General features: G+C 35.6%; 23 protein-coding genes. 22 read left to right on the top strand and 1 reads right to left on the bottom strand.

Features of this window, described 5'->3' with window-relative positions; all coding sequences use genetic code 11:
* The first annotated feature begins 5 nt into the window (after positions 1-5).
* From TTHE_RS12495 to TTHE_RS12410, 19 genes are all read left to right on the top strand, one after another.
* Positions 6-2,546: an S-layer homology domain-containing protein gene (locus TTHE_RS12495; protein WP_013298928.1), complete on the top strand. Its 2,541-nt coding sequence runs from the start codon at positions 6-8 to the stop codon at positions 2,544-2,546.
* A 19-nt stretch (positions 2,547-2,565) separates the two neighbouring features.
* Positions 2,566-4,029 carry an S-layer homology domain-containing protein gene (locus TTHE_RS12490; protein ID WP_013298927.1) on the top strand — a complete coding sequence of 488 codons (1,464 nt, stop codon included), beginning with the start codon at positions 2,566-2,568 and terminating at the stop codon, positions 4,027-4,029.
* Positions 4,030-4,086: 57 nt separating this feature from the next.
* Positions 4,087-5,154: a stage II sporulation protein D gene (gene spoIID / locus TTHE_RS12485; RefSeq protein ID WP_013298926.1), complete on the top strand. Its 1,068-nt coding sequence runs from the start codon at positions 4,087-4,089 to the stop codon at positions 5,152-5,154.
* A 101-nt stretch (positions 5,155-5,255) separates the two neighbouring features.
* On the top strand, positions 5,256-6,080 hold the full coding sequence (locus TTHE_RS12480) for a M23 family metallopeptidase (protein WP_013298925.1): 825 nt from the start codon (positions 5,256-5,258) through the stop codon (positions 6,078-6,080).
* Between the two features lie 126 nt (positions 6,081-6,206).
* Positions 6,207-6,458 (top strand): sporulation transcriptional regulator SpoIIID, encoded by a 252-nt coding sequence (gene spoIIID, locus TTHE_RS12475; RefSeq protein ID WP_013298924.1) that lies wholly within the window; start codon positions 6,207-6,209, stop codon positions 6,456-6,458.
* A 128-nt stretch (positions 6,459-6,586) separates the two neighbouring features.
* Positions 6,587-7,615: a rod shape-determining protein gene (mreB, locus tag TTHE_RS12470; protein WP_013298923.1), complete on the top strand. Its 1,029-nt coding sequence runs from the start codon at positions 6,587-6,589 to the stop codon at positions 7,613-7,615.
* 14 nt (positions 7,616-7,629) lie between these two features.
* A complete protein-coding gene (gene flgF / locus TTHE_RS12465; RefSeq protein ID WP_013298922.1) occupies positions 7,630-8,376 on the top strand; it encodes a flagellar basal-body rod protein FlgF in 747 nt (248 codons plus the stop codon).
* Between the two features lie 19 nt (positions 8,377-8,395).
* Complete coding sequence (gene flgG, locus TTHE_RS12460) at positions 8,396-9,196, top strand: flagellar basal-body rod protein FlgG (RefSeq protein ID WP_013298921.1); 801 nt, start codon at positions 8,396-8,398, stop codon at positions 9,194-9,196.
* Between the two features lie 37 nt (positions 9,197-9,233).
* Entirely contained in the window at positions 9,234-9,575 is a 342-nt protein-coding gene (locus tag TTHE_RS12455; RefSeq protein ID WP_013298920.1) for a rod-binding protein, read from the top strand.
* Between the two features lie 107 nt (positions 9,576-9,682).
* The gene (fabZ, locus tag TTHE_RS12450) at positions 9,683-10,111 is read left to right on the top strand and encodes a 3-hydroxyacyl-ACP dehydratase FabZ (protein WP_174664692.1); all 429 of its coding nucleotides are present in this window, start codon (positions 9,683-9,685) and stop codon (positions 10,109-10,111) included.
* A 36-nt stretch (positions 10,112-10,147) separates the two neighbouring features.
* Positions 10,148-11,704 carry a murein biosynthesis integral membrane protein MurJ gene (murJ, locus tag TTHE_RS12445; RefSeq protein ID WP_013298918.1) on the top strand — a complete coding sequence of 519 codons (1,557 nt, stop codon included), beginning with the start codon at positions 10,148-10,150 and terminating at the stop codon, positions 11,702-11,704.
* Between the two features lie 15 nt (positions 11,705-11,719).
* The gene (locus tag TTHE_RS12440; protein ID WP_013298917.1) at positions 11,720-12,838 is read left to right on the top strand and encodes a DUF362 domain-containing protein; all 1,119 of its coding nucleotides are present in this window, start codon (positions 11,720-11,722) and stop codon (positions 12,836-12,838) included.
* A gap of 97 nt (positions 12,839-12,935) precedes the next feature.
* Positions 12,936-13,073 (top strand): hypothetical protein, encoded by a 138-nt coding sequence (locus TTHE_RS14450; RefSeq protein ID WP_013298916.1) that lies wholly within the window; start codon positions 12,936-12,938, stop codon positions 13,071-13,073.
* A gap of 68 nt (positions 13,074-13,141) precedes the next feature.
* On the top strand, positions 13,142-13,957 hold the full coding sequence (gene pgeF / locus TTHE_RS12435) for a peptidoglycan editing factor PgeF (RefSeq protein WP_013298915.1): 816 nt from the start codon (positions 13,142-13,144) through the stop codon (positions 13,955-13,957).
* A gap of 87 nt (positions 13,958-14,044) precedes the next feature.
* The gene (locus tag TTHE_RS12430) at positions 14,045-16,021 is read left to right on the top strand and encodes a methyl-accepting chemotaxis protein (protein WP_013298914.1); all 1,977 of its coding nucleotides are present in this window, start codon (positions 14,045-14,047) and stop codon (positions 16,019-16,021) included.
* Positions 16,022-16,146: 125 nt separating this feature from the next.
* Positions 16,147-17,316, top strand: a complete 1,170-nt coding sequence (locus tag TTHE_RS12425) for an iron-containing alcohol dehydrogenase (protein ID WP_013298913.1) — start codon at positions 16,147-16,149, stop codon at positions 17,314-17,316.
* Between the two features lie 161 nt (positions 17,317-17,477).
* A complete protein-coding gene (locus tag TTHE_RS12420; protein ID WP_013298912.1) occupies positions 17,478-18,431 on the top strand; it encodes a phosphodiester glycosidase family protein in 954 nt (317 codons plus the stop codon).
* A 12-nt stretch (positions 18,432-18,443) separates the two neighbouring features.
* Complete coding sequence (locus TTHE_RS12415) at positions 18,444-19,469, top strand: hypothetical protein (RefSeq protein WP_013298911.1); 1,026 nt, start codon at positions 18,444-18,446, stop codon at positions 19,467-19,469.
* 97 nt (positions 19,470-19,566) lie between these two features.
* A complete protein-coding gene (locus TTHE_RS12410) occupies positions 19,567-20,247 on the top strand; it encodes an SGNH/GDSL hydrolase family protein (protein WP_013298910.1) in 681 nt (226 codons plus the stop codon).
* Between the two features lie 62 nt (positions 20,248-20,309).
* Here TTHE_RS12410 and TTHE_RS12405 read toward each other — a convergent pair whose 3' ends face one another.
* Positions 20,310-21,197 carry a selenium metabolism-associated LysR family transcriptional regulator gene (locus TTHE_RS12405; RefSeq protein ID WP_041587487.1) on the bottom strand — a complete coding sequence of 296 codons (888 nt, stop codon included), beginning with the start codon at positions 21,195-21,197 and terminating at the stop codon, positions 20,310-20,312.
* A 138-nt stretch (positions 21,198-21,335) separates the two neighbouring features.
* Here TTHE_RS12405 and TTHE_RS12400 point away from each other — a divergent pair, with 138 nt between their 5' ends.
* The 3 genes from TTHE_RS12400 to helD all read left to right on the top strand — a co-directional run bounded on the left by TTHE_RS12400 (position 21,336) and on the right by helD (position 26,304).
* Complete coding sequence (locus TTHE_RS12400; RefSeq protein WP_013298908.1) at positions 21,336-23,153, top strand: NAD(P)/FAD-dependent oxidoreductase; 1,818 nt, start codon at positions 21,336-21,338, stop codon at positions 23,151-23,153.
* Positions 23,154-23,170: 17 nt separating this feature from the next.
* Entirely contained in the window at positions 23,171-23,761 is a 591-nt protein-coding gene (locus TTHE_RS12395) for an alpha/beta fold hydrolase (RefSeq protein ID WP_013298907.1), read from the top strand.
* A gap of 305 nt (positions 23,762-24,066) precedes the next feature.
* Complete coding sequence (gene helD, locus TTHE_RS12390) at positions 24,067-26,304, top strand: RNA polymerase recycling motor HelD (protein WP_013298906.1); 2,238 nt, start codon at positions 24,067-24,069, stop codon at positions 26,302-26,304.
* Positions 26,305-26,368 lie beyond the last annotated feature (64 nt).

The following is a 26,368-nucleotide window of genomic DNA, read 5'->3' as shown; positions in this document are numbered from 1 at the left end:
GTAAAATGAGAAAGTTAAGCATAAGTTTTATTGTTGTATTTTTACTTATTGTTATTTTAAATTTTAGTTTTGTATCAGGATCTACAATGTACAATGGAGTAAACAATGCAACAGCTACTTTTAAAAACATGTCCTACAATGATATAGATAGTAGCTTTGCAAAAGGCGATATAATGAGAATGACAGCATTGTCTGTAGTACGAGGCAATGGAAGTGGACTTTATTATCCAAAAAACAAGTTGAAAAGAGAAGAAGCTCTTGCTATGATACTTAGACTTATGGGGAAAGAGAAAGATGTGCAAGTGGCTCAAAACAGCGCATCTGGTGGAGTACCGGGTGCTGCTGGTACTACTTCCAGCGGTATGGTAGATAGCTGGGCACAAGGGGTTATAACCGTTGCCAAAAATGCAGGGCTTCTGTCAAAGCAGGAGCAGTCTTTGGACTTCACGAAAAATGCCACAAGGCAGGAGATAGCCAACTGGATCGCTAAAGGCATAAATCTGGCGCCTGTCTATGGGAAAGATGCACAGTACGTTTACTCGTACAAAGACAGCAGTCTTTTTGATGCTGACAAATTGCCTTACATTGAAGCTACAATAGAATCCTCAATAATGTCTGGATACAACAATGGCTATTTCGGCCCCAATGACAGCATTACAAGGGAGCAGATGGCAGCAGTATTAAGCAGAGCTTTTAATGTTTCATATGCAATGATGGGCTATACAAAAGATGAAGGCTATATAGAAGACATTGAAAGGGATAATGTAGACGGAGGTGTCAGACATACTTATGTATTGAAAAATGACAGTGGACAAGATATTGCGCTAGTTGCGGAAAGTTCACCAAATGCAAATTATGATTTTGTTGTTTTAAAAAATGGAAAGGCAGGATTATCATCAATCATTTCAAACGGAGACAGATTGACGTATTACACAAATGGAAGCAATGTTATCTTTGCGGAAACTGATAATGGCAGCATAAAAACCATAAGCGGTACAATTGATTCTATATGGCAAGGAAGCTTTAGACTAGTTGATGACAGTGGAAATAGTTATGTAATATACTACAATAATAATACACAGGTTACGATGAATTCAGTTGATGCTTCCATCAGTGACTTGAAGTATGGTGAGACAGCGAAAGTCACTGTTTATGGTAGCACAGCAACGAGAATAGATGTAGTTTACACTGATTTGAGTGAAAATGGTCAGGTTAGCCTTGGAGACAGGCAAGACAGCGGAAAGATAGTCGATATAGAGACAGATAATAGCCAAGTTTCAATAACGTTGGATAATGGAAGTACGTATACGGTAAATGCTGATATGCCTGTTGTTGGGACGGGTGCAGCAATAAGTGCCAGCGATTTAAAAGTAGGAGAGTATATAAAACTTTATTTCAGCAGTATAAATACTAAAACGCCTGATGAAATATTCTTGGAGGATGATTATAATAAACCTGTAGCGGTAATACGGGGAACAATATCAGGGGTATCTGGATTTAATCCTAAGATACAGCTTAAGGATGTTGAAATATACAGGCAAGGACAGTGGAGTGCCACATCAAGTTATGCTATGTATAGTTTAGATGGTGCTTCTGTCTATTTAGATGGCAGTAAAATACCTGTAAGTGATATTAGCAAATATAAAGGTTATGATGCTTACATAATGTTGGAAAATCATTATGGCACAGAAACTGCAACACTTGTATCAATACAAAGTGGATTTAATATGAGCTATGTTGGTGACATTACGTACGATGGAAACACCATGTTAGTAACGTTTGATAATGAAAATGACAATCGCCAGGTAAACGTAAATGATGGTACAATTATATTAGATAATGGGCTTTTGGTGCCAAAAAGCCAGCTGTCAAAAGCCAGTCAGGCGTATGTTTCATTTTCAAGAGGTGGCGCAGCAAACTTTATATCGATATTGGATACAAGTGCTCCATCAGAATACTACTATGCCTTTGGAAAAATTGATGAAGTCACATCAGATTCTATAACGATAGGCAAAAACTATAATGCTTATGCTTTGGATGCTAATGAATGGAATAAAATTGATGATAAAACTTTTTATGTAGGTGATAAGACGTATATTATAGATAATAGTGGAAATACACCTACTATAGTAGATTATAATGACTTTATCAATCAAAAATATGGGAAAGATTTGATAAAGTATGGGTATGTATACATAGTGGCAAGAAAAGATAAATATGATAATGACAATTATGATGCAATAGCAATAAATATATATACAAACAGCAGTTCTGATTCTGAAAGCTATGATTTAATAAGCACTGACAGAGTAAGCAAGGCTGTATTAAGTAGTAGCAGTGGAAATGTCTTGACTTTAGACAATGTTATGGATTGGAATGGATTTAATAATAAATGGGAGCTTAATACATCACTGGATTCTATCGATGTTTCAAAAGCTGTTATAGTGAAGAACAACAAGGTAATATCAGTAAATGATTTAAAGAGTGGAGACAACCTTTATATAATAAGAGACGGGGTAGATGGCATTATAATAACGGTAGAGTAGCAAAAGGAGAGAAGCTTAAATGAAAAGACTCATAATTATTCTAGCTGTATTTATTTCAATAATAATTCCATCGTATGTTTATGCTAATGATGCAGGTTATGAAGGTGGAATTGCAAATGAATATGAATACAAGGAGGTGGTCTTTCTTACAGGCAAGCCTGTTGTTTTTGACGGCAAACTTACGACATCCCAGTCAACAAGGTCAGGAAAAACGACTACCACATACAGATATCAGTTAACATCTGATGATGGAGGAAAACTTACAAGGACTCTCACATTTTCTACTGTTGAGACGCCAAAGGACCAGTACAACCAAGTTCAGTCAAAGACAACTTTAAGCAGGTATTCAGAGACCATTACAGAAGGTGGAAATATATACAAGCTATCGTCCTATGTATTCAACGGCTCCGACATTAAATCGCTGAATCCGGGCGTAAATTATTTTGCCGGAAACTTTGCAGGAAGGAAAGTTTACACTCTAAACAACAGCAACGGAACGATTACTGTGGAGATAACGGATAAAACCGTTGGATTTGATCATGCCTATGGGAATGTCAAGACACAGCAGATAAGCTATCTTATAACAGGCAATACAGTAGCAAACGGCACTAATATTTCTTGGAGTGGAACCGCTGATGTGGATGTATCATTTACAGTAAATTCTGACATCGAGTACGTAACAAACGATCCAAACTACATAAGCTTTAGAGGTGGATATCTTTTAAGCAAAACAGGACAGGATGTGATGAAGTACTCTTATGATTTGCCTGAATTTGATAGCAGTGGAAATGTTATAGGCAGAAATACTGGTTCAAGCAGTGCAAGCTTAGATGAAGTACCACAGGAAAAAAGGTTGGTGGTACCAAATGTTAACGACATAAACGGTACATGGGGATATGATGACATATTGAAGCTTATGAGCATGGAGATTTTCCCCAATACATCAAAGTACTTCGGTCCGAAACTTCCTATTACAAGGTCCGATTTCACGGTGGCAGTAGCAAAGGCTGTAAATTTAGCACCATACACAGCTCCAAAGACAATAGGATATACAAAAAATAAGATAAATGAAGTATCACCGTTTATAGATGTCTCTACCGCAGACAGTGATTACGGGTATATCAAAGCTGCAAACCAGGCAGGATTGATATCAGGAACAGCCCCAAACCAATTTAGTCCTGATAAAGCCCTTACGAGAGCTGAAGCAGCAGTAATTTTTGTAAGGGCACTAGGTCTTTCAAATTTAGCACCTTCTGGATATTTTAGTACTGGATTTAGAGATGATAGTAGCATACCTTCATGGGCTAAAAGAGATATATACGTTGCGAATGAGATAGGCCTATTAGAAGGTGATGGCAATGGAAACATTAATGCCAATGATACATTGACAAGAGAAGAAGCCGCTGCTATGATATCGCGAATGATTGATTTTATGATGAAAGACCTTTCAATAGATTATGTACAAAAAGTAATCAATTATTGATTCATAATATTAAGCCCCGTTGCATATACTTTATTAGCTTACTTTAAGGAGGATAAAATGAAGTATATTGCGTACGGGGTAATTTTAATTATTTTTGCTACATTGGTGCTGCCTACAATAATCGTAATTGGTTTTATCCCAGTAAGAAGCAGTACTGTACAACATAGCAGTGTTAAGCTTATAAAAGATGGTAAGATGGCAGATTTCAAAACAGCAGAGGTTAAAACTTCTAATGACTACAATACGATAAATGTTTTTGTCGTGGATCAGAACAAAGAAGTCAAGATGAACTTGGAAGATTATCTTGTTGGCGTTGTGGCTGCAGAGATGCCTGCAGATTTTGAGATGGAAGCGCTGAAGGCACAAGCTGTGGCAGCAAGGACTTATGCACTTTCAAAGGAGATATCTGTGGGGGGAAAAGGTTGTGATCTTCACCCTGGTAGTGATGTTTGTACAGATTACAAGCATTGTCAGGCATGGATATCGGATGATGTCATGAGATCACGATGGGGTGATAAATATAATTTATATCGCGATAAAATAGTAAAAGCTGTAAATGACACAAAAGACCTTGTAATAGTGTACAATGACGCACTGATTGAACCTGCATATCACGCCATAAGTGGTGGTGAGACGGAAGATGCTAAAAATGTCTGGCAAGAAAACCTCCCGTATTTGAAAAGTGTTCCATCTCCTGGCGAGGAAGTGGCTCAGAAATTTAAGACGACTGTGACAGTATCATCTGATGAATTTGTAAACCGCATAAAAAGCAGAGCCCCAAAAGCTAAGATCAGTACTAAAAATCTTTTAGGGTACATAAAAAATATCAAGAGGACTGAGGCAGGACATGTCTTGTCCCTAAATATCGGTGGTATAGACTTTACTGGCACAGATATACAAGATCTATTTCAGCTAAATTCAACGAATTTTAGTTTTAGCATGAGAGGAAACAATGTGGTAATAAATGTGATAGGATATGGACATGGAGTAGGAATGAGCCAGTATGGCGCTAATGCAATGGCGAAAGGCGGTAAAAATTTTGAAGATATATTAAAACATTATTATACTGGTGTCGAAATAATGAGAATTGATGACCTTTTAAAAATTAAAAGTGCAAAAGCTTAAGCCTATTAAAGAACTTAATAAGTTTTTTGTTTATAGTATAAAACCTCCTTTGGTATAAATTAAATTATATTGGTTAAAATACCAGAAGGAGGTGAATTTTTGTGAGAATAAATAGGGACGATTTGGCAAGATTTTTCGACAGAAAAGGCTTCTACTTAATTCTATTCTTGTGCATTGTTGTCGTTGCAGTAACAGCAGTATACGTAACTAACAATAATTTAAAGAAAATGGCTGAGCTAAACACAGCTCAGGAAAAATTAAGCACAACAAACGCTAATTCAATCTCAAAAAATTTAATAACAGAATATCCTACAACTAATAATAGCAGCAGTGCTGTAAAAGAAGAAAGCAAGACGAAAGTGGAAAATACAAAATCCAAAGGTGTGGTATCTTCAAATAAAAGTGATGCTTCCAGTGTAAGTGATAATGCTGCATCAACTAAAACCCAGGAAAACAATGCCTTAAATACCATGTCAAACAACGTATCAGTAAGTACAGAAGCAAAAAGTGAGAATGATACGACATTATCACTGATAAAACCGGTAAATGGCGATGTAGCTATGGAATTTGCAGTAACTAAACTTACATATTCAAAGACCCTTGATGAGTGGACGACACATAAGGGAGTAGATTTGAAAGCCCGTATTGGTACAGACGTTGTTGCTGCTATGGGCGGTGTTGTAACTAAAGTATACAATGACAGCAGGTTGGGAAATACTGTAGAAATCAAAAATGGCACATATATTACCCGTTACAGCAATCTGGATGAAAACATCCATGTGAAAGTTGGACAGGCTGTAGAAAAAGGAAGTGTCATAGGTAAGGTTGGAAATACTGCAAAGTTTGAAATCGCAGAAGATCCACATGTACATTTTGAATTGCTGAAAGATGGCACTTATATTGACCCTATGCAATATTTTAAATAATTAACTTTTAAAATAACAGGGAAATACCCTGTTATTTTTTTGCTTTCATGCTTGTCATTTAATTCTATTGATACAATCCCCGCATATAAATATATTGAAAGGTCTATACTTAAGGGGGTTTTTGTATTGAAGGATTATATCGAAGAGAGAACATTAGAGATAGGAAAATATATTATAAAAAACAAATCAACTGTAAGAGAGGCTGCCAAAGTTTTTGGAGTCAGCAAAAGTACTGTTCATAAAGACGTTACAGAGAGGCTTGAGAATATAAACCCTAAGCTTTACAAAGAGGTTAAAGAAGTACTTGAGAAAAATAAAGCAGAAAGGCATATAAGGGGTGGAAATGCCACCAAGAAAAAATACAAGTTAGGAAAATAAAATTTAATATTAAAAAGAGGAATTATAAAAGGTATGTCGAATTAATTTATTAAATATTTAATTTTATATGTCGATAAAAAATATGGATGCCATAATAATGTCGAAAAACATAAGAAGGGTGTGTTTAAATGTTTGCTCTATCAAGGGATATAGGAATTGACCTCGGCACGGCATCTGTACTTGTCTATATGAAGGATGAGGGGATCGTTTTAAACGAACCATCTGTTGTTGCAATTGACAGGAATACAGACAAGATACTCGCAGTAGGCGATGAAGCAAAGAGAATGGTAGGCAGGACGCCGGGGGATATTGTAGCAGTTAGGCCCATGAGTGCTGGTGTTATTTCAGATTACGATATAACTGAGAAAATGCTTAAATATTTTATTCAAAAGGCCTGCGGCGGGGGAATTATAATGAGGCCCAGAATAATGATATGCATACCCAGTGAGGTTACGCAAGTTCAAAAAAGGGCTGTTATAGATGCTGCTGTACATGCAGGTGCCAGAAGAGCTTTTTTGATTGAAGAGCCTATAGCTGCAGCTATAGGTGCAGGTCTTGATATAGAAAAGCCTTGTGGGAATATGGTAGTTGATATTGGGGGAGGCACCACTGATGTTGCTGTTATTTCTCTTGGTAACGCAGTGGTGTCTAAAAGTATAAAAGTAGCTGGAAATAATTTTGATGATGCAATAATAAGGTACATAAGGAGAAAATACAACATAATAATTGGAGACAGGACTGCCGAGGAGGTAAAGATAAATATAGGTTCTGCTTATGAAAAAGATAAGGAAGAATTTATGACCGTTAAAGGAAGAAGTTTGATATCTGGGCTACCTAAGAGTTTCGATATAAGCTCAAAAGAAGTTACTGAAGCACTTCAAGAACCATTAGCTGATATTATAGATATAGTTCATAGCGTATTAGAAAAGACTCCTCCAGAATTAGCAGCAGATATATGCGATCGGGGTATTGTACTAACTGGTGGTGGTTCTTTGCTACATGGGTTGGACAAGCTGCTGGAGGAAAAGATGGATGTACCAGTAATACTAGCTAATGATCCTATATCTTGTGTAGCTTTGGGAACAGGAAAAGCACTGGATTCTTTACCTTTGATGGAGGATCATGAGACGGTAGTTGATGCATTTAAAATCAAATAAGAGGGTGTTATAAAATGCTAAGAGGTCTTTATACAGCCTCATCTGGAATGATAGCACAACAGAAAATTGTAGATGTACTGTCAAATAACATTGCAAATGTAAATACATCTGGGTATAAAAAAGATACTGTAACGACAATGGCGTTTCCTGATTTCATGGTTACAAGAAGCGGCGGTGACAATGTACCGTATAATGGCTATATAGGTAATATGGATTATGGTGTTTTAGTTGAAACATTCAATACGAATTTCTCAGAAGGGAATATTGAAAAGACTGATGGGAAGCTAGACTTTGCCATAGACGGTTCAGGATTTTTTACTGTCAGTACTCCAAATGGCATAAGATACACCAGGGATGGTTCTTTTACATTGAATAGCAATGGATACCTTGTGACGAAGGATGGCTATTACGTTATGGGGCAAAATGGGCCTATACAGCTTAATAATGGCGATATATCTGTTGACGATTTTGGAAATATCAGTCTGAACGGTCAAACTGTTAACAAGCTGAATATTGTTGACTTCAGCAATTACAGTACATTAAGGAAAGAAGGGAATAACCTGTTCTTCACAACTGGAGGACAGGCTATACCTGCTAGCGGGGCAGTTAAGCAGGGGTATTTAGAAGGCTCCAACGTGAATCCTGTAGATGAGATGGTGACCATGATCAGTGCGATGAGAACTTATGAAGCAAATCAAAAGACAGTGTCAGCCTTTGATGAAACACTTGATAAGGCTGTAAATGAAGTGGGAAGAATATAAATAAGAAAGGTGGTTAAATATGATAAGGGCATTGTGGTCTGCAGCATCAGGAATGAATGCGCAGCAGCTTAATGTGGATGTTATCTCAAATAACCTTGCCAATGTAAATACGACATCTTTTAAAAGAGACAGAGCAGAATTTCAGGATTTAATGTATCAGACTCTTCAGACAGAAGATGTGAATGCCGGACAGGGAAAGCCTGTAAATATGCAAGTTGGAGTTGGCGTCAGGCCTTCAGCAATAGTTAAAGACTTTAGTGAAGGGAGTTTGCAGGAAACCGATAACCCGCTGGATGTAGCGCTAGATGGTGAAGGATTTTTTGCCGTATTGGGCCCTGACGGGAATACATACTACACAAGAGATGGAAGTTTTAAATTAAGCGTAGATCAAAATACAGCAACTTTAACTACGGCTGATGGTTATCCCGTTTTAGACGACGGAGGAAATCCAATAACTTTTGACAGCACACAAAAAGATATATCTATATCGCCACTTGGCGTTATATCTGTGAAAAACCCTGATGGGACTCAGCAGGATATAGCAACTCTTGGAATCTACAATTTTCAAAATCCTAATGGACTATTGAATAAAGGCAACAACCTTTACGAAGCTACAGCTGCATCCGGGGCCCCTGGAACGAGAGATGATTTTCAGGGCAAAATGGGCAATGTAGTTCAAGGTTTTTTGGAGACGTCAAATGTTCAAGTTGTAAATGAGATGGTAAACATGATAGCAGCTCAAAGGGCATACGAATTAAATTCAAAGGCTATTCAAGCAGCAGATGATATGCTTAGCATTGCTAATAATTTAAGAAGATAATAATTGAGAGATTTTTTATAATTGGAGGACGCTTTAGATGAATGTAAATCCTGTTAACAGCATAGAAGAGATGAATCAAATAAATCAGTTGAACATTAAGACAAATACCGATGCTTTTCAAAAAGCCATACAAGATGCTATGAATAGCAAAGACAAAGAGAAGTTGAAAGAAGCTTGCCGAGACTTGGAGGCAGTATTTGTAAATCAGATGTTAACTGAAATGAGAAATACAATACCGAAAGATCCACTTACTGGTGATGACTTTGCAACAGATGTGTTTACTACTATGATGTACGACAACTATGCACAGTCAATTGCGAAAAACGCCGACTTGGGAATAGCTGATGCCATGTACAACCAATTGTCAAAAAAGATATGATGGGGCTAATCCCATTTTTTTTTGCTTTTAAGTCGTGCAATTTTCATATTTTATTTAACTATGGTATAATCATAGTAAAAAGCAAAAAAGTAGGAGTGACAAGGATGTTGGAGAATAAGGATATTAGGGAGGTCATACCGCACAGGTATCCTTTTTTGATGATTGACAGGGTACTGGAAATTGATGATAACAAAAAGGCTGTAGGCATAAAAAACATTTCGGCAAATGAGCCATATTTTCAAGGACATTTTCCAGATAATCCGATTGTGCCTGGTGTTTTAATTGTTGAAGCTATGGCACAGTTGGGCGGTATCACAGTTATGCATGGAAAGAAAAATAATGATATGATAGGATTATTTACGGGCATTAATAAGTGTAAATTCAAAAGGGTAGTTAAGCCTGGGGATCAGCTTAAGATTGAAGTAGAGATACTATCATCAAAATTAAATCTTGTGAAAGCGAAGGGCATTGCGACAGTTGATGGAGAATTAGCAGCAGAAGCTGAAATATCATTTATGCTAGTTGAAAAAAATTAAGCAATTTGATTAACATGGATAATGAAGGTGCGATAAATGTCAATAGCAAAGAATACCGCTAAAGCCGCAGGGCTTGTCATGGTTATAACATTTATAAGCAAAGTAACTGGCTTTTTAAGAGAGGTAGTTTTGGGCTCAAAATTTGGAACAACGAAAGACGTAGATGCTTATAATATGGCCCAGAACATACCTATGGTTTTGTTTGCTGCAATTGCTGCATCTATCGGTACTACAGTTATACCGCTTTTTTCTGAATACCTCACGAAAAAAGGAAAGGATAAGGCATTTGAATTTATAAATAACCTTTTAAATGTCATAATTTTAATGACGGTATTATTTACAGTAATTGCCGCGATTGCATCGCCGATAATAGTTAAAATCATGGCTCCTGGATTTAAAGGCGATGTTTACTATGAGACATTGAAACTTACGATAATATTATTACCAGTTATGATATTTGTAGCGGTGTCAAATATCATAACTGGTGCTTTGCAGTCGCTTCAACACTTTGCTGTTCCTGCCATGATAGGCATACCATACAACATTATTATAATAGGAACGGCACTGATGTACGGCGCAAAGTACGGCATATATGGAGTTGCTATTGCAACTGTTATTGGCTCTATAGTGCAGATATTGATTCAGCTACCGGTTCTTTTAAAATTTGGCTTTAAATACAGATTTGTGTTAAATTTAAAGGATGAAAGCGTAAGAAAAGTAATTATTTTGGCAATACCGGTTCTTATAGGAACTTCCATACAGGTTATAAATACCTACGTCGATAGGATGATAGCGTCATATTTACCGGCAGGCAGCATTGCAGCATTAAACTATGCAAACAGGCTTATTGGATTTGATATATTTTCGATGGCAATAGCAATTGTAATATATCCAATGCTTTCAAGGTATTTTGCATCAAACAACATAGATGAGTTTATAAAAGGAATTAAGATGGCGGTAAAGGCGATACTTTATATAATGATTCCAGTTACAGTAGGTGCCATTATCTTCAGAGTTCCAATCATAAGGATTTTATTTGAAAGAGGAGCTTTTGATGAAAGATCCACTTATCTTACATCTATTGCTTTCATGTTTTACAGCTTGGGTATGACTGCCAATGGACTTAGAAATGTGCTAAGCAGAGGCTTTTACTCTTTGAAAGATACAAGGACGCCTATGATAAACGGTGCTATTGCAGTACTTATAAATATTGGGCTTAATTTAGCTATCGTCAGGTACCTTGCATTAGGCGGATTAGCGTTATCTACTTCAGTTGCTGCCACTGCTACATCATTGATGCTTATGTATTCCTTGAGAAAAAAGATTGGCAGGATTGGCGGATATGAAATAGCATCTGCTTTTGTAAAAGCTTTAATAGGCTCAGCCATTATGGGCACATTTGCTTATTTTACTTTTAACATGATTACAAAATATTTGCCTGATGGCAAGATATACGATGTATTATCTCTAGTTATGACGATATTTATAGGTTCTTTTATATACTTTGTATTTATTTTATTGACTGACAATTCTTTGGTAAGTTATGTGAAGAAAGGTGCAAGTATAATCAAAGGAAAATTAGCAAAGGAATGATAAGGAGTGATGACTGTGAAATCGAAAGTATATTATTACAACATGAGGTCTTTAAAGCCTTCAGGGAGTATTTCTTCAAAAGTCGCCAGATTGTTTGACGTTGCAGGGTTTAAAAATATTTTTAAGAAAGACGATTTAGTCGCTATTAAATTGCATTTTGGCGAGAAGGGAAATAATGCGTATATAAATCCTATCTTTGTAAGACAGGTTGTTGACAAAGTCAAGGCAAATGGTGGTAAACCGTTTTTAACTGATTCTAACACTCTTTATAAGGGAAGTCGTTCAAATGGCGTAGACCATTTGATTACAGCTATAGAAAATGGATTTGCTTATGCTGTTGTCAATGCACCGCTTGTAATAGCAGATGGAATATTCAGTAAAGATGCTGATGAAGTAGAGATAAACAAGAAGCATTTCAAGACAGTTAAGATATCTTCAAACATAAATAATGCCAATTCAATGATTGTGCTTTCGCATTTTAAAGCACATGAGATTGCTGGATTTGGTGGTGCGATAAAAAACCTTGCAATGGGCTGTGCACCAAGAGCAGGGAAGCAGCAGCAGCACTCAACGGTAAGCCCTAAAGTAGGCAAAAATTGCACTGCTTGTCAGACCTGTATAAAAAACTGTCCAGAAGATGCCATAACATTGGTAGATGGAAAAGCTTACATAGATCCTGATAAGTGCATAGGCTGCGGCGAATGTATAACTATGTGTCAATACGATGCTATAAAGCCTCAGTGGGGAACAGATATGGATGAATTTGTTGAAAGGATGACTGAATATGCCTACGGAGCGTACATAAACAAAAAAGGCAGAATAGCATTTATGAATTTTGTAATGAATGTGACACCTTTATGTGATTGTACGCCATGGAGCGATGCACCTATTGTGCAGGATGTAGGTATATTAGCATCATTTGATCCGGTTGCTATAGATAAGGCAAGCTTTGATCTTGTAAATAGACAGCCGGGGAATCTGCACTCTGCACTAGGGGATGTAGGCCGTGGTCTTAAAGAAGGGGATGATAAATTTGTCTCTGTCCATCCAGAGACGAGAGGCGATATACAGTTTAAATATGGTGAAGAGCTTGGGATGGGTACTACAGATTATGAACTTATTGAATTAAAATAATACAGGGAAACCTGTATTATTTTTTTAAAAAAATCAAGAAATTTGTATACGATTGTAGTATAATGTATATATAAGGTTGAAAAGGGAGAGGTCAAAGATGGAAAAGTACATTATTATAATACCGGTTGCAGGGGTGCTTACGGTAGCTCTGTTATTTTTAATAATGCTTTCAATGATTAAGTTTTCTGACAAGTACATAAATAAAAAAGAAGATAAAAACAAGAAAGCAAGTTGAAATTAGGACATTGATGTCCTTTTTTCATATTTAGAAGAAATAATTAGATTTAGAAAGGTATGATTATTATGAATAAGGGGTTTAAAAGAAATGAAATTGATGGTGTTGTTTTTTATACAATACCTGCATTTGAAAATACAGGAAAGGTTAAACACCTTTTTTCGACTAGAATAGGTGGTGTCAGCAAAGGTCAGTACAGTTCTCTCAATTTAAGTTTGACAAGATATGATGATAAAGAAGGCGTTTATGAAAATTTTAGAAGAGTATGCAAAGTCCTTGATATTAAATACGATGACATGGTCTTTTCAAATCAAGTCCATTCAGATGGTATAAGAATGGTAACCAGCAGTGATAAAGGTAAAAATTTCGGCTTAAGCGATATAAAAAATGCGGATGCTCTTATGACAAATGAAAGAGGCATACCCCTTGTTACATTTTATGCTGACTGCACGCCTCTTTATTTCTTAGATCCTGTAAAAAACGTCATAGCATTATCCCATGCCGGATGGAGAGGTACTGTAAAAGAAATAGGACCTAAGACGGTAGAAGCTATGGTAAATACTTATGGCTCAAATAAAAAAGATATACTTGCAGGTATTGGCCCTGCGATTGGTGTATGCTGTTATGAAGTTGGCAAAGACGTGGTAGATGAGGTATCAAAACTTGACATAGATTTAGATAAAGTTCTAATAGATAATGGCAATGGGCAGTGGATGTTAAATCTTGAGATGACAAATTACCTTGAGCTCATAAAATGTGGTATTAAAGACGATAATATAACCGTTTCAGGGCTTTGCACCTCTTGTTGCGCTGATGAGTTTTATTCTTACAGAAGGGACAAGGGAAAGACCGGAAGCATGGCAGCATTTATGGAATTAAAATAAGAAAAATATTAAAAATGCTTAATATTAGAGTAATAATAGCCGATTTACTTAATATGAGCAAAATTAATACATGAGGTGATGAAGCAGATGAAGAGCATAAGGATCAAAATATTCATACTTTTAACTGTATTTATTGTTGTACCACTATTAATCACAGGCTATTATTCGATGAATGAAGCGCAGACAATACTCAAGTATCGAATTGATAAGTCGAATCAGGCGGCACTTGAAGTTCTTAACAATTATGTAGATATGGTGAAGCAAAATGCAGAAATTTCACTTAACGATGTTGCAAATTCCAGTGATTTAAAAAATTACATAAAAAGTGGCGACAGTAGTAGCTTACTGGACAAATTGAAAGGTGTAGAAGATAATAACCCCATCATTATGAATGCATATTTTACTTTGGCAGATGGAAAGACAGTCATTTATCCTGTTCAGGATGTAAGTGGTGTTGACCTTACTAAAAGGCCTTGGTATCAGGATGCTTTGCAATCAGGTGGAGCCATTGCTTCAACTGAGCCTTACGAAGACATCTTATCTGGGAAACCTGAGATAACACTATCAAAAGCTATATTTGACGACAACCAAAATATTGTTGGGGTTGTGGGAGTTGATATAGACTTATCTAAACTTTCTGATGCCATAAGCGGTATAAAGATAGGGAATACAGGGCATTTTTATTTAATGACAAAAGATGGTACTGTTATATCGCATCCAAATAAAAGCATGTTGTTTACGAAAGTGACAAAGTACAGCTTTGGGAAACAGCTTTTATCGCTGGACAACAAGACGATTGAATATACCCTTAACAATAAAAAAAATTTTGCCAGCGTTAAAAAGTTAAATGAGTTTGGATGGATCGGCGTAGTAACTACATCTATTCAAGAATTAGATAGTGACACAAATGCCATAAGAAACACCATGATTACTGTTATAATAATCTGCTTGGTGTTGGGTTTGTTATTGGCTCTTATATTTATTTCGAATATAACCAATGGGATACGGAAAATATCAAAGACGATGGAAAAGGCAGCAAGTGGTGAGCTTGTAATGAGTACCGACATAAGATCCAGAGATGAAGTGGGATTACTTTCGAAAAGCTATAATGATATGATTGAAGGTATACGGTCTTTGATTGTCAAAATTAGAAATATTGCTGAGTCCGTCAACAATATTTCCAAAAATATTGCATCATCGTCAGAGCAGGTATCGGCGACAATGCAGGATGTGGCTCGTGCAATAGAGCAGATAGCTGAAGGCTCATCAAATCAGGCAGAAAATGCGCAAAATAGTGCTAAAGCTACAATGGAGCTTGGGAAACTTATAGATGCAGCTATGAATGATTCAAACAATATTTTAGATGAAGTGACAAATATAAATATGATCTCAGAAAGCAGTAATGAAATAATCGAAAGCCTTCTGGCAAAGACACAGCAAAGCATCGAATCTAACAATAAAGTCAGAGAATCTACACTCTTTTTGAGGGAGAAATCCAATCAAATAGGAAAGATTGTTGATACTATAAGGCAGATAGCAGATCAGACGAATTTACTGTCTTTAAATGCGGCCATCGAAGCTGCAAGGGCTGGAGAGGCAGGCAAAGGTTTTGCTGTCGTTGCTGACGAAGTAAGGAAACTGGCAGATGAGTCCAGCGCTGCAGCTAAAAGCATATCAGAGCTGATTGCTGAGATTCAGAATGACGTCAATGATACAGTTGCAACCGTAGAGAATGCCAATAACATTGTGATGGAGCAAAGCGATTCTGTCAACAATACAAAGGAAATATTTGAAGGTATAATAGAAGCATTGAAATTTGTGACAGAGATGATTAACAATCTTAATAATTCATTAAAAGAAATAGAAGTAAACAAAAACAAGATAGTTGATTCTGTACAGGATATAGCGGCTATATCACAGGAAACTGCCGCATCGACAGAGGAGATTTCGGCATCTTCAGAAGAGCAAACCGCTATAGTCGAAGAACTATCAACAACTGCAAATGAATTAAAAGGATATGCAGATGAATTGATGGAGTCATTTAAGAAGTTTAAAATAGATTAAACTAAAAAAGAACAGGCCAATTACCTGTTCTTTTTATTCAAATTATAGCTGCCTAATATGTTTTTTGAAGAAGTAGTGATATAATTATTTCTGTAGTAGTATTTTCAATAAAAGGGTGTGATTTTATGGAGAATTTTAATTTTATTTGCCCAACGAAGATAATCTTTGGCAAAGGAACTGAAAATAGAGTTGGAGAAGAGACCAAAAAGTATTCGAAAAAAGTACTTTTTGTATACGGCAGCGTAAGTATAAAAAAGACGGGGCTTTATGATAAAGTTGTAAAGTCATTAAGCGAGAATAATGTTGAATACATAGAGTTATCCGGCGTCAAACCAAATCCGAGACTTAGCTTAGTCTACGAAGGAATAAATAAATGCCGCGAAAATGATATTGACTTCATTTTAGCTGTTGGTGGAGGCAGCGTAATAGACACTGCAAAGGCTATTGCCGTAGGTGCTCTGTACGATGGTGATGTATGGGATTTCTTTTTAGGCAAAGCTGAGATTAAAAGGGCACTGCCAGTAGGTGTAATATTGACACTGGCTGCAACAGGAAGTGAAGCCAGCGACAGCGCTGTCATAACAAATGAAGACGGATGGTACAAGAAAGGAATACATTCGGATCTCATAAGGCCTCAATTTGCCATAATGAATCCAGAGCTTTTGTACACACTTCCTGCGTATCAGACGGCGGCGGGTGCAGCAGATATAATGGCACACATAATGGAAAGGTATTTTACAAATGTAAAGAATGTTGATTTAACTGACAGGCTGTGTGAAGCGACGCTTAAGACTGTCATAAATAACGTGCCGAAACTTATTGAAGATCCAACTGATTATGATGCTCGAGCTGAAGTGATGTGGGCAGGTACAATTGCCCACAATGGGTTATTAGACACAGGCAGAATTGGCGACTGGGCATCCCATAGGATAGAGCACGAACTAAGTGCCATTTATGATATAGCACACGGTGCAGGCCTTGCAATAATATTCCCTGCATGGATGAAGTATGTATACAAACATGATTTGGATAGATTCGTCCAGTTTGCCGTAAAAGTATGGGATGTAGATTTAACTTATACTGATAGAGAAGCAATCGCACTGGAAGGAATAAAAAGGCTTGAGAATTTCTTCAGAAGTATAGGTCTTCCTGTGACATTGAAGGATGCAAATATACCGTACAATAAATTTGAAGAAATGGCAAATAAATGTACATCTAATGGGACAGCAACTGTAGGACAGTTTGTGAAGCTAGGGAAAGAAGATATAATAAACATATACAATATTGCAAGATAAATCAATAGATGTAAAATATATCCTGATAATGCTATAAAAATAGCTATCAGGATATATTTTTTTATATATTTATGATTTTTTTAATAAAATATTAATAATTTTCTTGTATAATAGAATATGTGTAAAATTATAAGGTACAAAAATGGGAGAGAGAGTTTTTTATGAAGAAGATAATAGCTTATGTAATATTTGAGGTATTTTTGGCTGCTATAATATTGCCTGTGTTAATTTTTTACGGTCCATTTACGAATATTAGAAATACATTGGTAACAACCGCAATGACTACATTTAGTCATAAATATATCGCAACGCTGTTTTTACCACAAAGCAAGATTGACGCTATAATGAAAGAAATGAGCAGTATTTCATCAGACAGCAGTAAAAGCAGTCTTTTAAACTTTAAAAACAATCATGACACTACGATTGAAGTAAATGACATAAGCAGCAGCAGATTTAAAGGGAAGGTAATTCTTATACATGACCCGACAAGGGTACAAGTCGGCATATCCAGCAAGCTTCCAAAAGAAGGCGAAACAGTCAGCGAGATAGCGAAAGAAAATGGAGCAATAGCTGCTATAAATGCTGGTGGATTTATCGGGTATGTAGATGGAGCATGGACAGGAAACGGAGGAACACCCGGTGGAATCATCATACACAATGGAAAACTTATTTACAACAATGCATATAGCAAAGACGGCAAAATTGACCTTGCAGGATTTACAAGCGATGGCAAGTTGCTGGTAGGAAAATACACTTTAGATGAGATTAAAAATTTGGACATAAAAGAAGCAGTAAGTTTCGGTCCGGCCCTTGTTGTAAATGGAAAGCCTATGATAAAAAGTGGTGATGGTGGCTGGGGGATTGCACCAAGGACTGCAATAGGGCAGAAGGCCGATGGAACGGTGATATTTTTAGTTATAGATGGAAGAGCTATATCTAGTGTAGGAGCGACACTTAAGGATGTGCAGAATATCATGCTGGATTATGGTGCTGTAAATGCTACAAATTTAGATGGTGGTTCATCTACTACTATGTACTACAAAGGAAAAGTTATAAATAATCCATCAAATCCTTTAGGGGAGAGGATGGTTCCTACAATATTTTATGCAAAATAAGATGGAGGTATTATGAAAGCTATAAGAAGAATTTTTACGTGGATAGTTTTCCCATTGATATTAGAAATGGGAGTGCTTTTCTATATAAATAACGTTTATTTATCTACGACAACTACGTTTCACATAAAGAAGATTAATTCTGAGACAGATATAAATACATTAAAGAAAACAATAAAAGTCAATATACCAAGTGGTGTTGACAGCGTAGAGGCATCTTACGATGGAAGCTATGTTTCATATCTTTTAAACCATCAGATAATTGTAATAGATACAAAGACTCAAGGTATTAAGAAGGTTATTTCAGCCAGCAACAACATTGAATACTATACATGGCTTAATGACAGAAATAGAATCATATATTTTTACAAGACGTATAGCCGCGGAAGTGAGGCAATACAGTTAGAAGCTTATGACCTTGATATAAACAATAAGATCAAGATAGACAAGCTTATATATGCGCCTAGAAACAGCCATATAGAAGATGTTACATTGTCGCCTCTTACAAACATGATATATATAAATGTTGTGGATTCGAATGGATATAGCTATTTATACCGCGTCGATATAATGGGACAAATTGCAAATCTAAAGCTTCCAATAAAAAGAATAGCTAAAATGTATGAACTTCAAAGAAAGGACGTACTTTTGTATGAGTCATCAAATGGCATTATAAGAGTAATCAAAAATGGTGGAGGATACACATTTTTAAGCAGTGGATATTCGCTTATTGGTACTGACAGCAATGACAATGTGTATGTAGGCAAGTTAGACAATGACAAAAAAGTTGTGGAAATATACTATGGCTCAATAGATAAAAGTTTTAAAGATTGGAATCACATAAAGCTTAATCACGCGGTTACCCCTAATCAAGTGATTATATTGCCAAAGGACAATGCTTTGACGGTAACATTTGATGGAAGAGATCTAATTGACGTAAATACGGGAGAAACCATAACTGGAACTGGCGATATATTAGGAGTCAATACAAACTATATAATGTACACCAACAACAATGATGTGATTTTAAAATTAGAATAGTGCTGAGTTCAAAAGAATAACCACCGGTTAGACCGGTGGTTTATTAAAAGATGTTAATTTGTGGTATAATAGACTAAAAGGTTAGGGAGGTGCAATGATGGAAATGCTCAATATAAAGGAAAGCTACAACTTTCTCGTGTGCGGCGACTCTATATCAAGAGGTGTCGTTCTTGATAAAATCAAAAATAAATACGTACTTCTAAGAGATTCATACACAAATTTACTAAATGGCTATTTAAAAGGGACGGTCAAAAACATATCAAAATTTGGCAGTACAATACTCAAAGGAAAGGATAGACTTGCAAGAGAGCTTGACAAGACAAGCCCTGATGTTGTGCTTATCGAGTTCGGAGGCAATGACTGTGACTTTAATTGGGATGAAGTGGCTCAAGACCCATACAAAGACCATGCTCCAAATACAGACTTTAACGTATTTAAAGAAACTTTAAAAGATCTTATAGATTCGCTGAAAAAGGCAAACATCGTTCCAGTTTTACTTACACTTCCGCCTCTTGATGCAGATAAATATTTTAACTGGATAAGCAAAGGAAATAAAGAAATGGCAAAAAATATATTGACATGGCTTGGAAGCGTCACAAAAATTTACTGGTGGCAGGAGAAATATAACTCTGCCATATTAAGCATAGCATCAAGTACTGAGACGAAAATAATAGACATAAGAAGTACATTTTTAGATAGACCTGACTATAGAAAACTTATATGTGAAGACGGCATACATCCCAATAAAGAAGGTCATAGAGCAATAGCAAAAAGATAAAGGATTATGTCAGAACATACTATGATTTTCTATTAAAATAAAACTTAGGGACAGTTCGAGCGTTATGTTTTAGTGCTGATATAGAGGAAGTCTATAAACTTTTTGCACAGTTCAGATAAGTATTTATCTTTGTGATAGATTATATTAAGTTGCCTTAAAAATTTTACTCCATCTATCTCTACTTTAACAAGCCTTGAACTTTTTAATTCTTCTTTAATTGCTAGCTTTGATATTACCGAAACACCTAGATTTGCTTCAACTGCTCTCTTTATAGCTTCAGTGCTATTAAGTTCAAGTTTAATGTTGTACTCAATATTATGTGCTTTCAAGGTGTTTTCAAATACTTCTCTTGTTCCACTGCCGACTTCTCTAATTATGATATTTTCTAAAGATAAATCATCCTTATTGATGATTTTCTTTTTTGCCCAATTATGGTCTTTAGAGCATATAAGGTACAGCTCATCATCTAAAAAGTACTTGACTTCAATGTTATCAGAGTGTATAGGACCTTCTACTATTCCAAGATCTATCTCATTTTCATGTATCATCTTTACTATTTCAGATGTGTTGTCTATGTAAAACGGTAATTCTATGTTTTTATAGATTTTTAAAAACTCGCCTATAAGTTGCGGCAGTAGATATGTTCCAACAGTCCTGCTGGCTCCTAACTTAAGTTTTCCCATTTTCATGTCAGAAATATCCCGCAATGTATTCTCTGCTTCATTTAGCAAAAGATTGATTTTCTTGCCGTAGTCTCGCAAAATTTCACCTGCATGTGTCAATACAAGCTTTTTACCTATTCGATCAAAAAGTTTTATGTTGTACTCTCCTTCAAGCTCTGAAATTGCCTGGCTAATAGCAGGCTGAGTCATATAAAGATGTCTTGCAGCTTCTGACATACTGCCTAATTCGCAAACTGACAAAAAAATATTTAGTTCTCTGAAATTCATATCCATCACCAATCATAAGCTTTAACTTATATATTTTATAATATTATATTATTTTACTTATATAAAAACAAGCATTACAATATAGTATAGAAAATAACAACGACAATTTTCACTAAAATTAAAAGGAAGTGCATTGTTATGCTTTTAAATGAAGGAAAAATAGGAAATATCAGCTTAAAAAACAGATTTGTAATGTTGCCGACTGTCACAAATTTATCAAATGATGGCTTTGTTAGTGAAAAGGAAATAAATTATTATGACAGGCGATCGAAAGATGTGGGCTTGGTCATAGTTGAAGCATGTTATGTAAATAAGTTTGGAAAGTTCTTTAAAAACCAGTTGGGAATAGATGATGATGACAAGATTGAAGGCCTTAAGAGATTAGCGGATGTCCTCCATAGAAATGGTGCAAAGGCTGCAGTTCAGCTTGCTATGCACAACCCTAAGTATAAGCCGTCTGATTTTACTGTAGAAGACATAAAAGGGTTTGCAAAAGATTTTGTAGATGCTGCTAAAAGAGCAAAAAAGGCAGGATTTGATGCAATAGAATTGCACTTTGCACATGGATGGTTTGTAAATCAATTTTTATCTCCAAACGTAAATACACGAGACGATGAATACGGTGGAGATTTCGATGGAAGAGCAAGATTTGCTTTAGAGATATTAAAGAATGTAAAAAGTGAAGTGCCGGACATGGTTGTGGTATGTCGTATTAATGGAAGCGACTATACAGATGGCGGCTTTGATATCAATGAAAGCATAAAACTTTCTCGCCTTTTGGAAGAACACGGCGCAGATGCACTAAATGTTTCATCAGGCGTAGGCTCAACGTCAGAGTACCATATATCGCCAATGGGTATAGATGATAGGCCTCTTATAACTCATGTAAAGAAAATCAAAGATAGCGTTTCTATTCCTGTTATAGCGGCTGACAAACTTGGTGTTGCAGCTGACTGGGAGAGCATAGTAAGACAAGGTTATGCTGATTTCATAGGTATTGCAAGAGGACTCATAGGAGATCCTGACTGTGTTGGTAAGTATATAGAGGGAAAGGCTGATGAGATAAAGTACTGCATCCATTGCAACCAAGCATGCATTGCATATATACAAAAAGGACTTCCTGTATCATGCATGATGAACCCTACTGTAGGCAGGGAAAAAGAATTTGACACGGCTGCAAAAGAGAAGCTTAATGTAGCAGTAATAGGAGGCGGACCTGCTGGCATGTCTGCTGCTATATACTTGGCACGAAAAGGGCATAATGTTGAGCTATTTGAGAAGTCAGATTCACCTGGAGGACAGCTAAAAGTTGCAAAAGTTCCGCCACACAAGTCTGAAATAGGTGAAGTAATACATTATCTTGAAGCTGATTTAAAAAAATACGGTGTAAAAGTCAATCTAAATCATGAAGTGACATGTCATGAATTAAAAAATATGAATTATGATAAGGTAATATTTGCAACGGGTTCTATGCCGAAAAAATTAGAAATTGAAATGGATATAGTGCCGCTTAAAGCTATAGATGTTTTAGATGGAAAAATACCACAAGGCCAAAGCATTGCTGTAATAGGTGGCGGTTTAACAGGTCTTGAAACTGCGGAATATCTTGTACAGAAGGGTAAAAGTGTTATAATTATAGAAGCACTCGATGATGTTGGCAAAAATATGTTTCCTATGCTTAGAAAAGTTCTTCTTAATAGATTAAAAAAATATAAAATACAAATTATAACAAGTGCAAAAGTTGAAAAGATAACAGGCGGTAAATTGGTGTATAATAATGGTAATGATAATATCATTGACATTGATGATGTAGTAGTTGCCATTGGCAATGTACCTGACAATACTTTTAAAGAATTTAAAAAAGATGATAAATACTATTTCATTGGAGATTGTAAAAATGTAGCAACAGCAGTAGAGGCAATAAGGGATGGCGCAGAACTTTCATTGATAATTTGAAAAAGAAGGTGACGATTATGACGGCAGATAATAAATATGTCAATATCGATGGAGCGATGGTTCACTATTTAACCAGCGGGCATGGTGATAAAGGCGATGTCCTTCTGCTTCATGGCAAAAGATTCACTATAGATGATTGGGTGAAATATGGAATAGTTGATAATATTGCAGAAGAAGGATATAGGGTAATCGCTGTGGAATTGCCTGGTTATGGCAAATCGGAAATCCTAGATATATCGTATGAGGATTTCCTAATGAAATTTGTTAGTATATTAAATATCAATAAAGTTAATATTGTTGGTCCATCCTTCAGTGGAGAAATATTAATAAGGTTTGCATTAAAGTATCAGGAAATGATTAGATCCCTTATCATTGTAGATAGTATAAACATCGATAAATACGTCGATAGACTTAAAGAGATAAAGGTTAATACATTGATTATTTGGGGTAAAAAAGATGACATAGCACCGTATGAATTTGCGACAATGCTAAAACAAAATATACAAAATGCAAAACTGTATACATTTGACGATCTAGGTCATACTTGTTACTTTGATAAACCTGATGTATTTACTGATGAATTAATTAAGTTTTTAAATCAAGATTAAATGCAAATACGTATATTTATAAACAAAATTAAACTAATAATATAATAAAACCTGTTCTTTATACAAGGACAGGTTAATTTTATTCATTAATATTCATAAATATAAACATAAATTTTATTTACACTAAACAACATAATTTTATCACACAATCGGTTATTTGACAAGATAAAAGATGCAAATTTGAGAGAAAAGCAGCTTATTAAAATTGTTTTTGATGGAAAACATGTGATATTGCATTAATACATTTGTAAATTAAAAGATATTGCGATAAAATAATTTTTGCCGTTATGCTAGGAGGGAAGACAATGAAAGCATCAGAGCATCCATCGTACAACGAAGAAAAACAGAAGCTTCATGAAACAATAGAATGGATCGAAGGTGAGATAGCAAAAAGTGAAGAGGAAGGCAAGATATTAGAGAAAAAGATATCTGAAACTCGAAATGAAGTGAAGTCAGCACTTGATGAAAGGATAGTTTTACAGAAGCAGCTTAAGATGAGCAATGAAAGAAAACTTATAAGGTATAAAGAATCGAAAAGCAAACCGTACTTTGGGCGTGTCGACTTTAAGGAAGACGGTGATAATAAGATAAAAAAACTCTATATTGGCAAATACGGTTTAAGCGATGAAAAGCGCGATGAACCTGTCGTCATCGATTGGCGATCTCCTATTGCAGATATTTACTACAGCGGTGAGGCAGGTGCGGTATCTTACAAATCACCAAGTGGCGAAATATCTGGTGAAATAAAGTTAAAGAGGAGGTACGAAATAGAAGAAGGTGAACTTCTCAACATTTTTGATGAGAAATTAAAAGAGATGATCTTGGATGACGAATTTTTAACGTCGTCTCTTGAGAAGAGTGCTGATAATAGACTTAAAGACATAGTTGCAACGATACAAAAAGAGCAAAATGATATTATAAGGGCACCATTAGATAGGGCCTTGATTATACAAGGTGTTGCAGGAAGTGGGAAGACAACAATTGCACTTCACCGGATGGCATATCTTATTTACCAAAATCAGAGAAATAAAGGAAGAGAAGATTATTACATGGTAATAGCTCCAAACAAACTTTTTCTTAATTACATATCTGATATTTTGCCGGATCTTGGTGCTGACGATGTCCTGCAGACGACATTTGAAGATTATGCATTAAAAATTACAGGAATAAAAGAAAAGCTAAAAGTGGCAAATGATAAGATATCATATCTTTTAGGAGATGCGCCCATCGACGAAAAGCGAAAGACTATTATGGTGTCAAGATTCAAGGGAAGCTTGTTATTTAAAGCAATTATCGATAATTATTTTAAACAGTTTTTATATAAGTACATTCCTGACTGTGATATAAATATTGATGGAAACATTATTTTTACATCAATAGAGCTTAAAAAGTTATTTATTGAAAATTTTGTCTACCTGCCATTACAGAAAAGAAAAGAGCAGTTTATTTCGTATTTGAAGAACAGACTAAAGAAAAATAAAGATTTAATTGCAGATGGTATTGAAAAGGAGTATAGCGAAAAAATCAGATTTGTCAAGGATAATATTAATGACAATGAGGTAAGGCAGTCTAAGGTAATTGAACTGTATGATCTTAGGGATAAAGAAATAGGAGATATACCAGTTAAAATCGACAAAGCAATTTGTGATTATTCTGAAAAATGGACCCAATTAGATACAGTTAAAATTTACAGAGATATAATGAATTTTGAGACCATTAAGAAACTTTCGCATGGTAAAATCGAAGACGAAAAAATCTCGTATATATGTGATTATACAAAAGCGATGCTTGACAAAGACGAAATAGAAAACGAGGATTTAGCGCCTATTTTGTACATACATAAGTATTTGTTTGGTTTAGATGATGCAGGCAAATTTACTCATATAGTTGTTGACGAAGCACAGGATTTTAGTGAATTTAAACTTTATTTGTTAAAGGAAATAGTAAAAGGTGATTCTATAACGATAGTTGGCGATGCAGCACAAGGCATATACTCGTATAGAGGAATAAAATCTTGGGATGACTTAAACAATCATGTGTTAAATGGCAAGGCGACGTATAAGATGCTTAAGAAAAGCTATAGGTCGACTGTTGAAATAATGGAATACGCCAATAGTGTAATTGACAAAAGCAAGAATAAAAGCATAGTAAAAGCAGAGCCTATTATGAGGCACGGTGATGTACCAGAGATTGTTAGAATAAGAGACTATGACGAACTGATTCATGATATTTTAAATAATTTGCAGGATGATGAGCTTACGACAGCGATAATTTGTAAGACAGATGAAATGACGAAAAAGATATATGAAAGCTTAAAAAAGGATATAGATGATATTACATTGATTAACGATAAAACGGAATTATATAAAGGCAGGAAAATCGTGATACCATCGTATTTGTCTAAAGGATTGGAATTCGATAGAGTGATTATACCTGATGCAGATTCATACAATGATACAGAACTAGAGCTTAAATTGTTTTACGTTGCAATAACGAGACCACTTCACAAACTTAAATTATACTACATGAACCTTTATAATTAAATATATGATCGAAAAGCAAACAAATTTTGACCTAATTTAGTACCTTCCCAGATGTTGGCTAATG

It is taken from the genome of Thermoanaerobacterium thermosaccharolyticum DSM 571 (assembly GCF_000145615.1).
In the GTDB taxonomy this organism is placed as follows: domain Bacteria; phylum Bacillota; class Thermoanaerobacteria; order Thermoanaerobacterales; family Thermoanaerobacteraceae; genus Thermoanaerobacterium; species Thermoanaerobacterium thermosaccharolyticum.
This window is presented reverse-complemented; position numbering and strand designations above follow the sequence as displayed.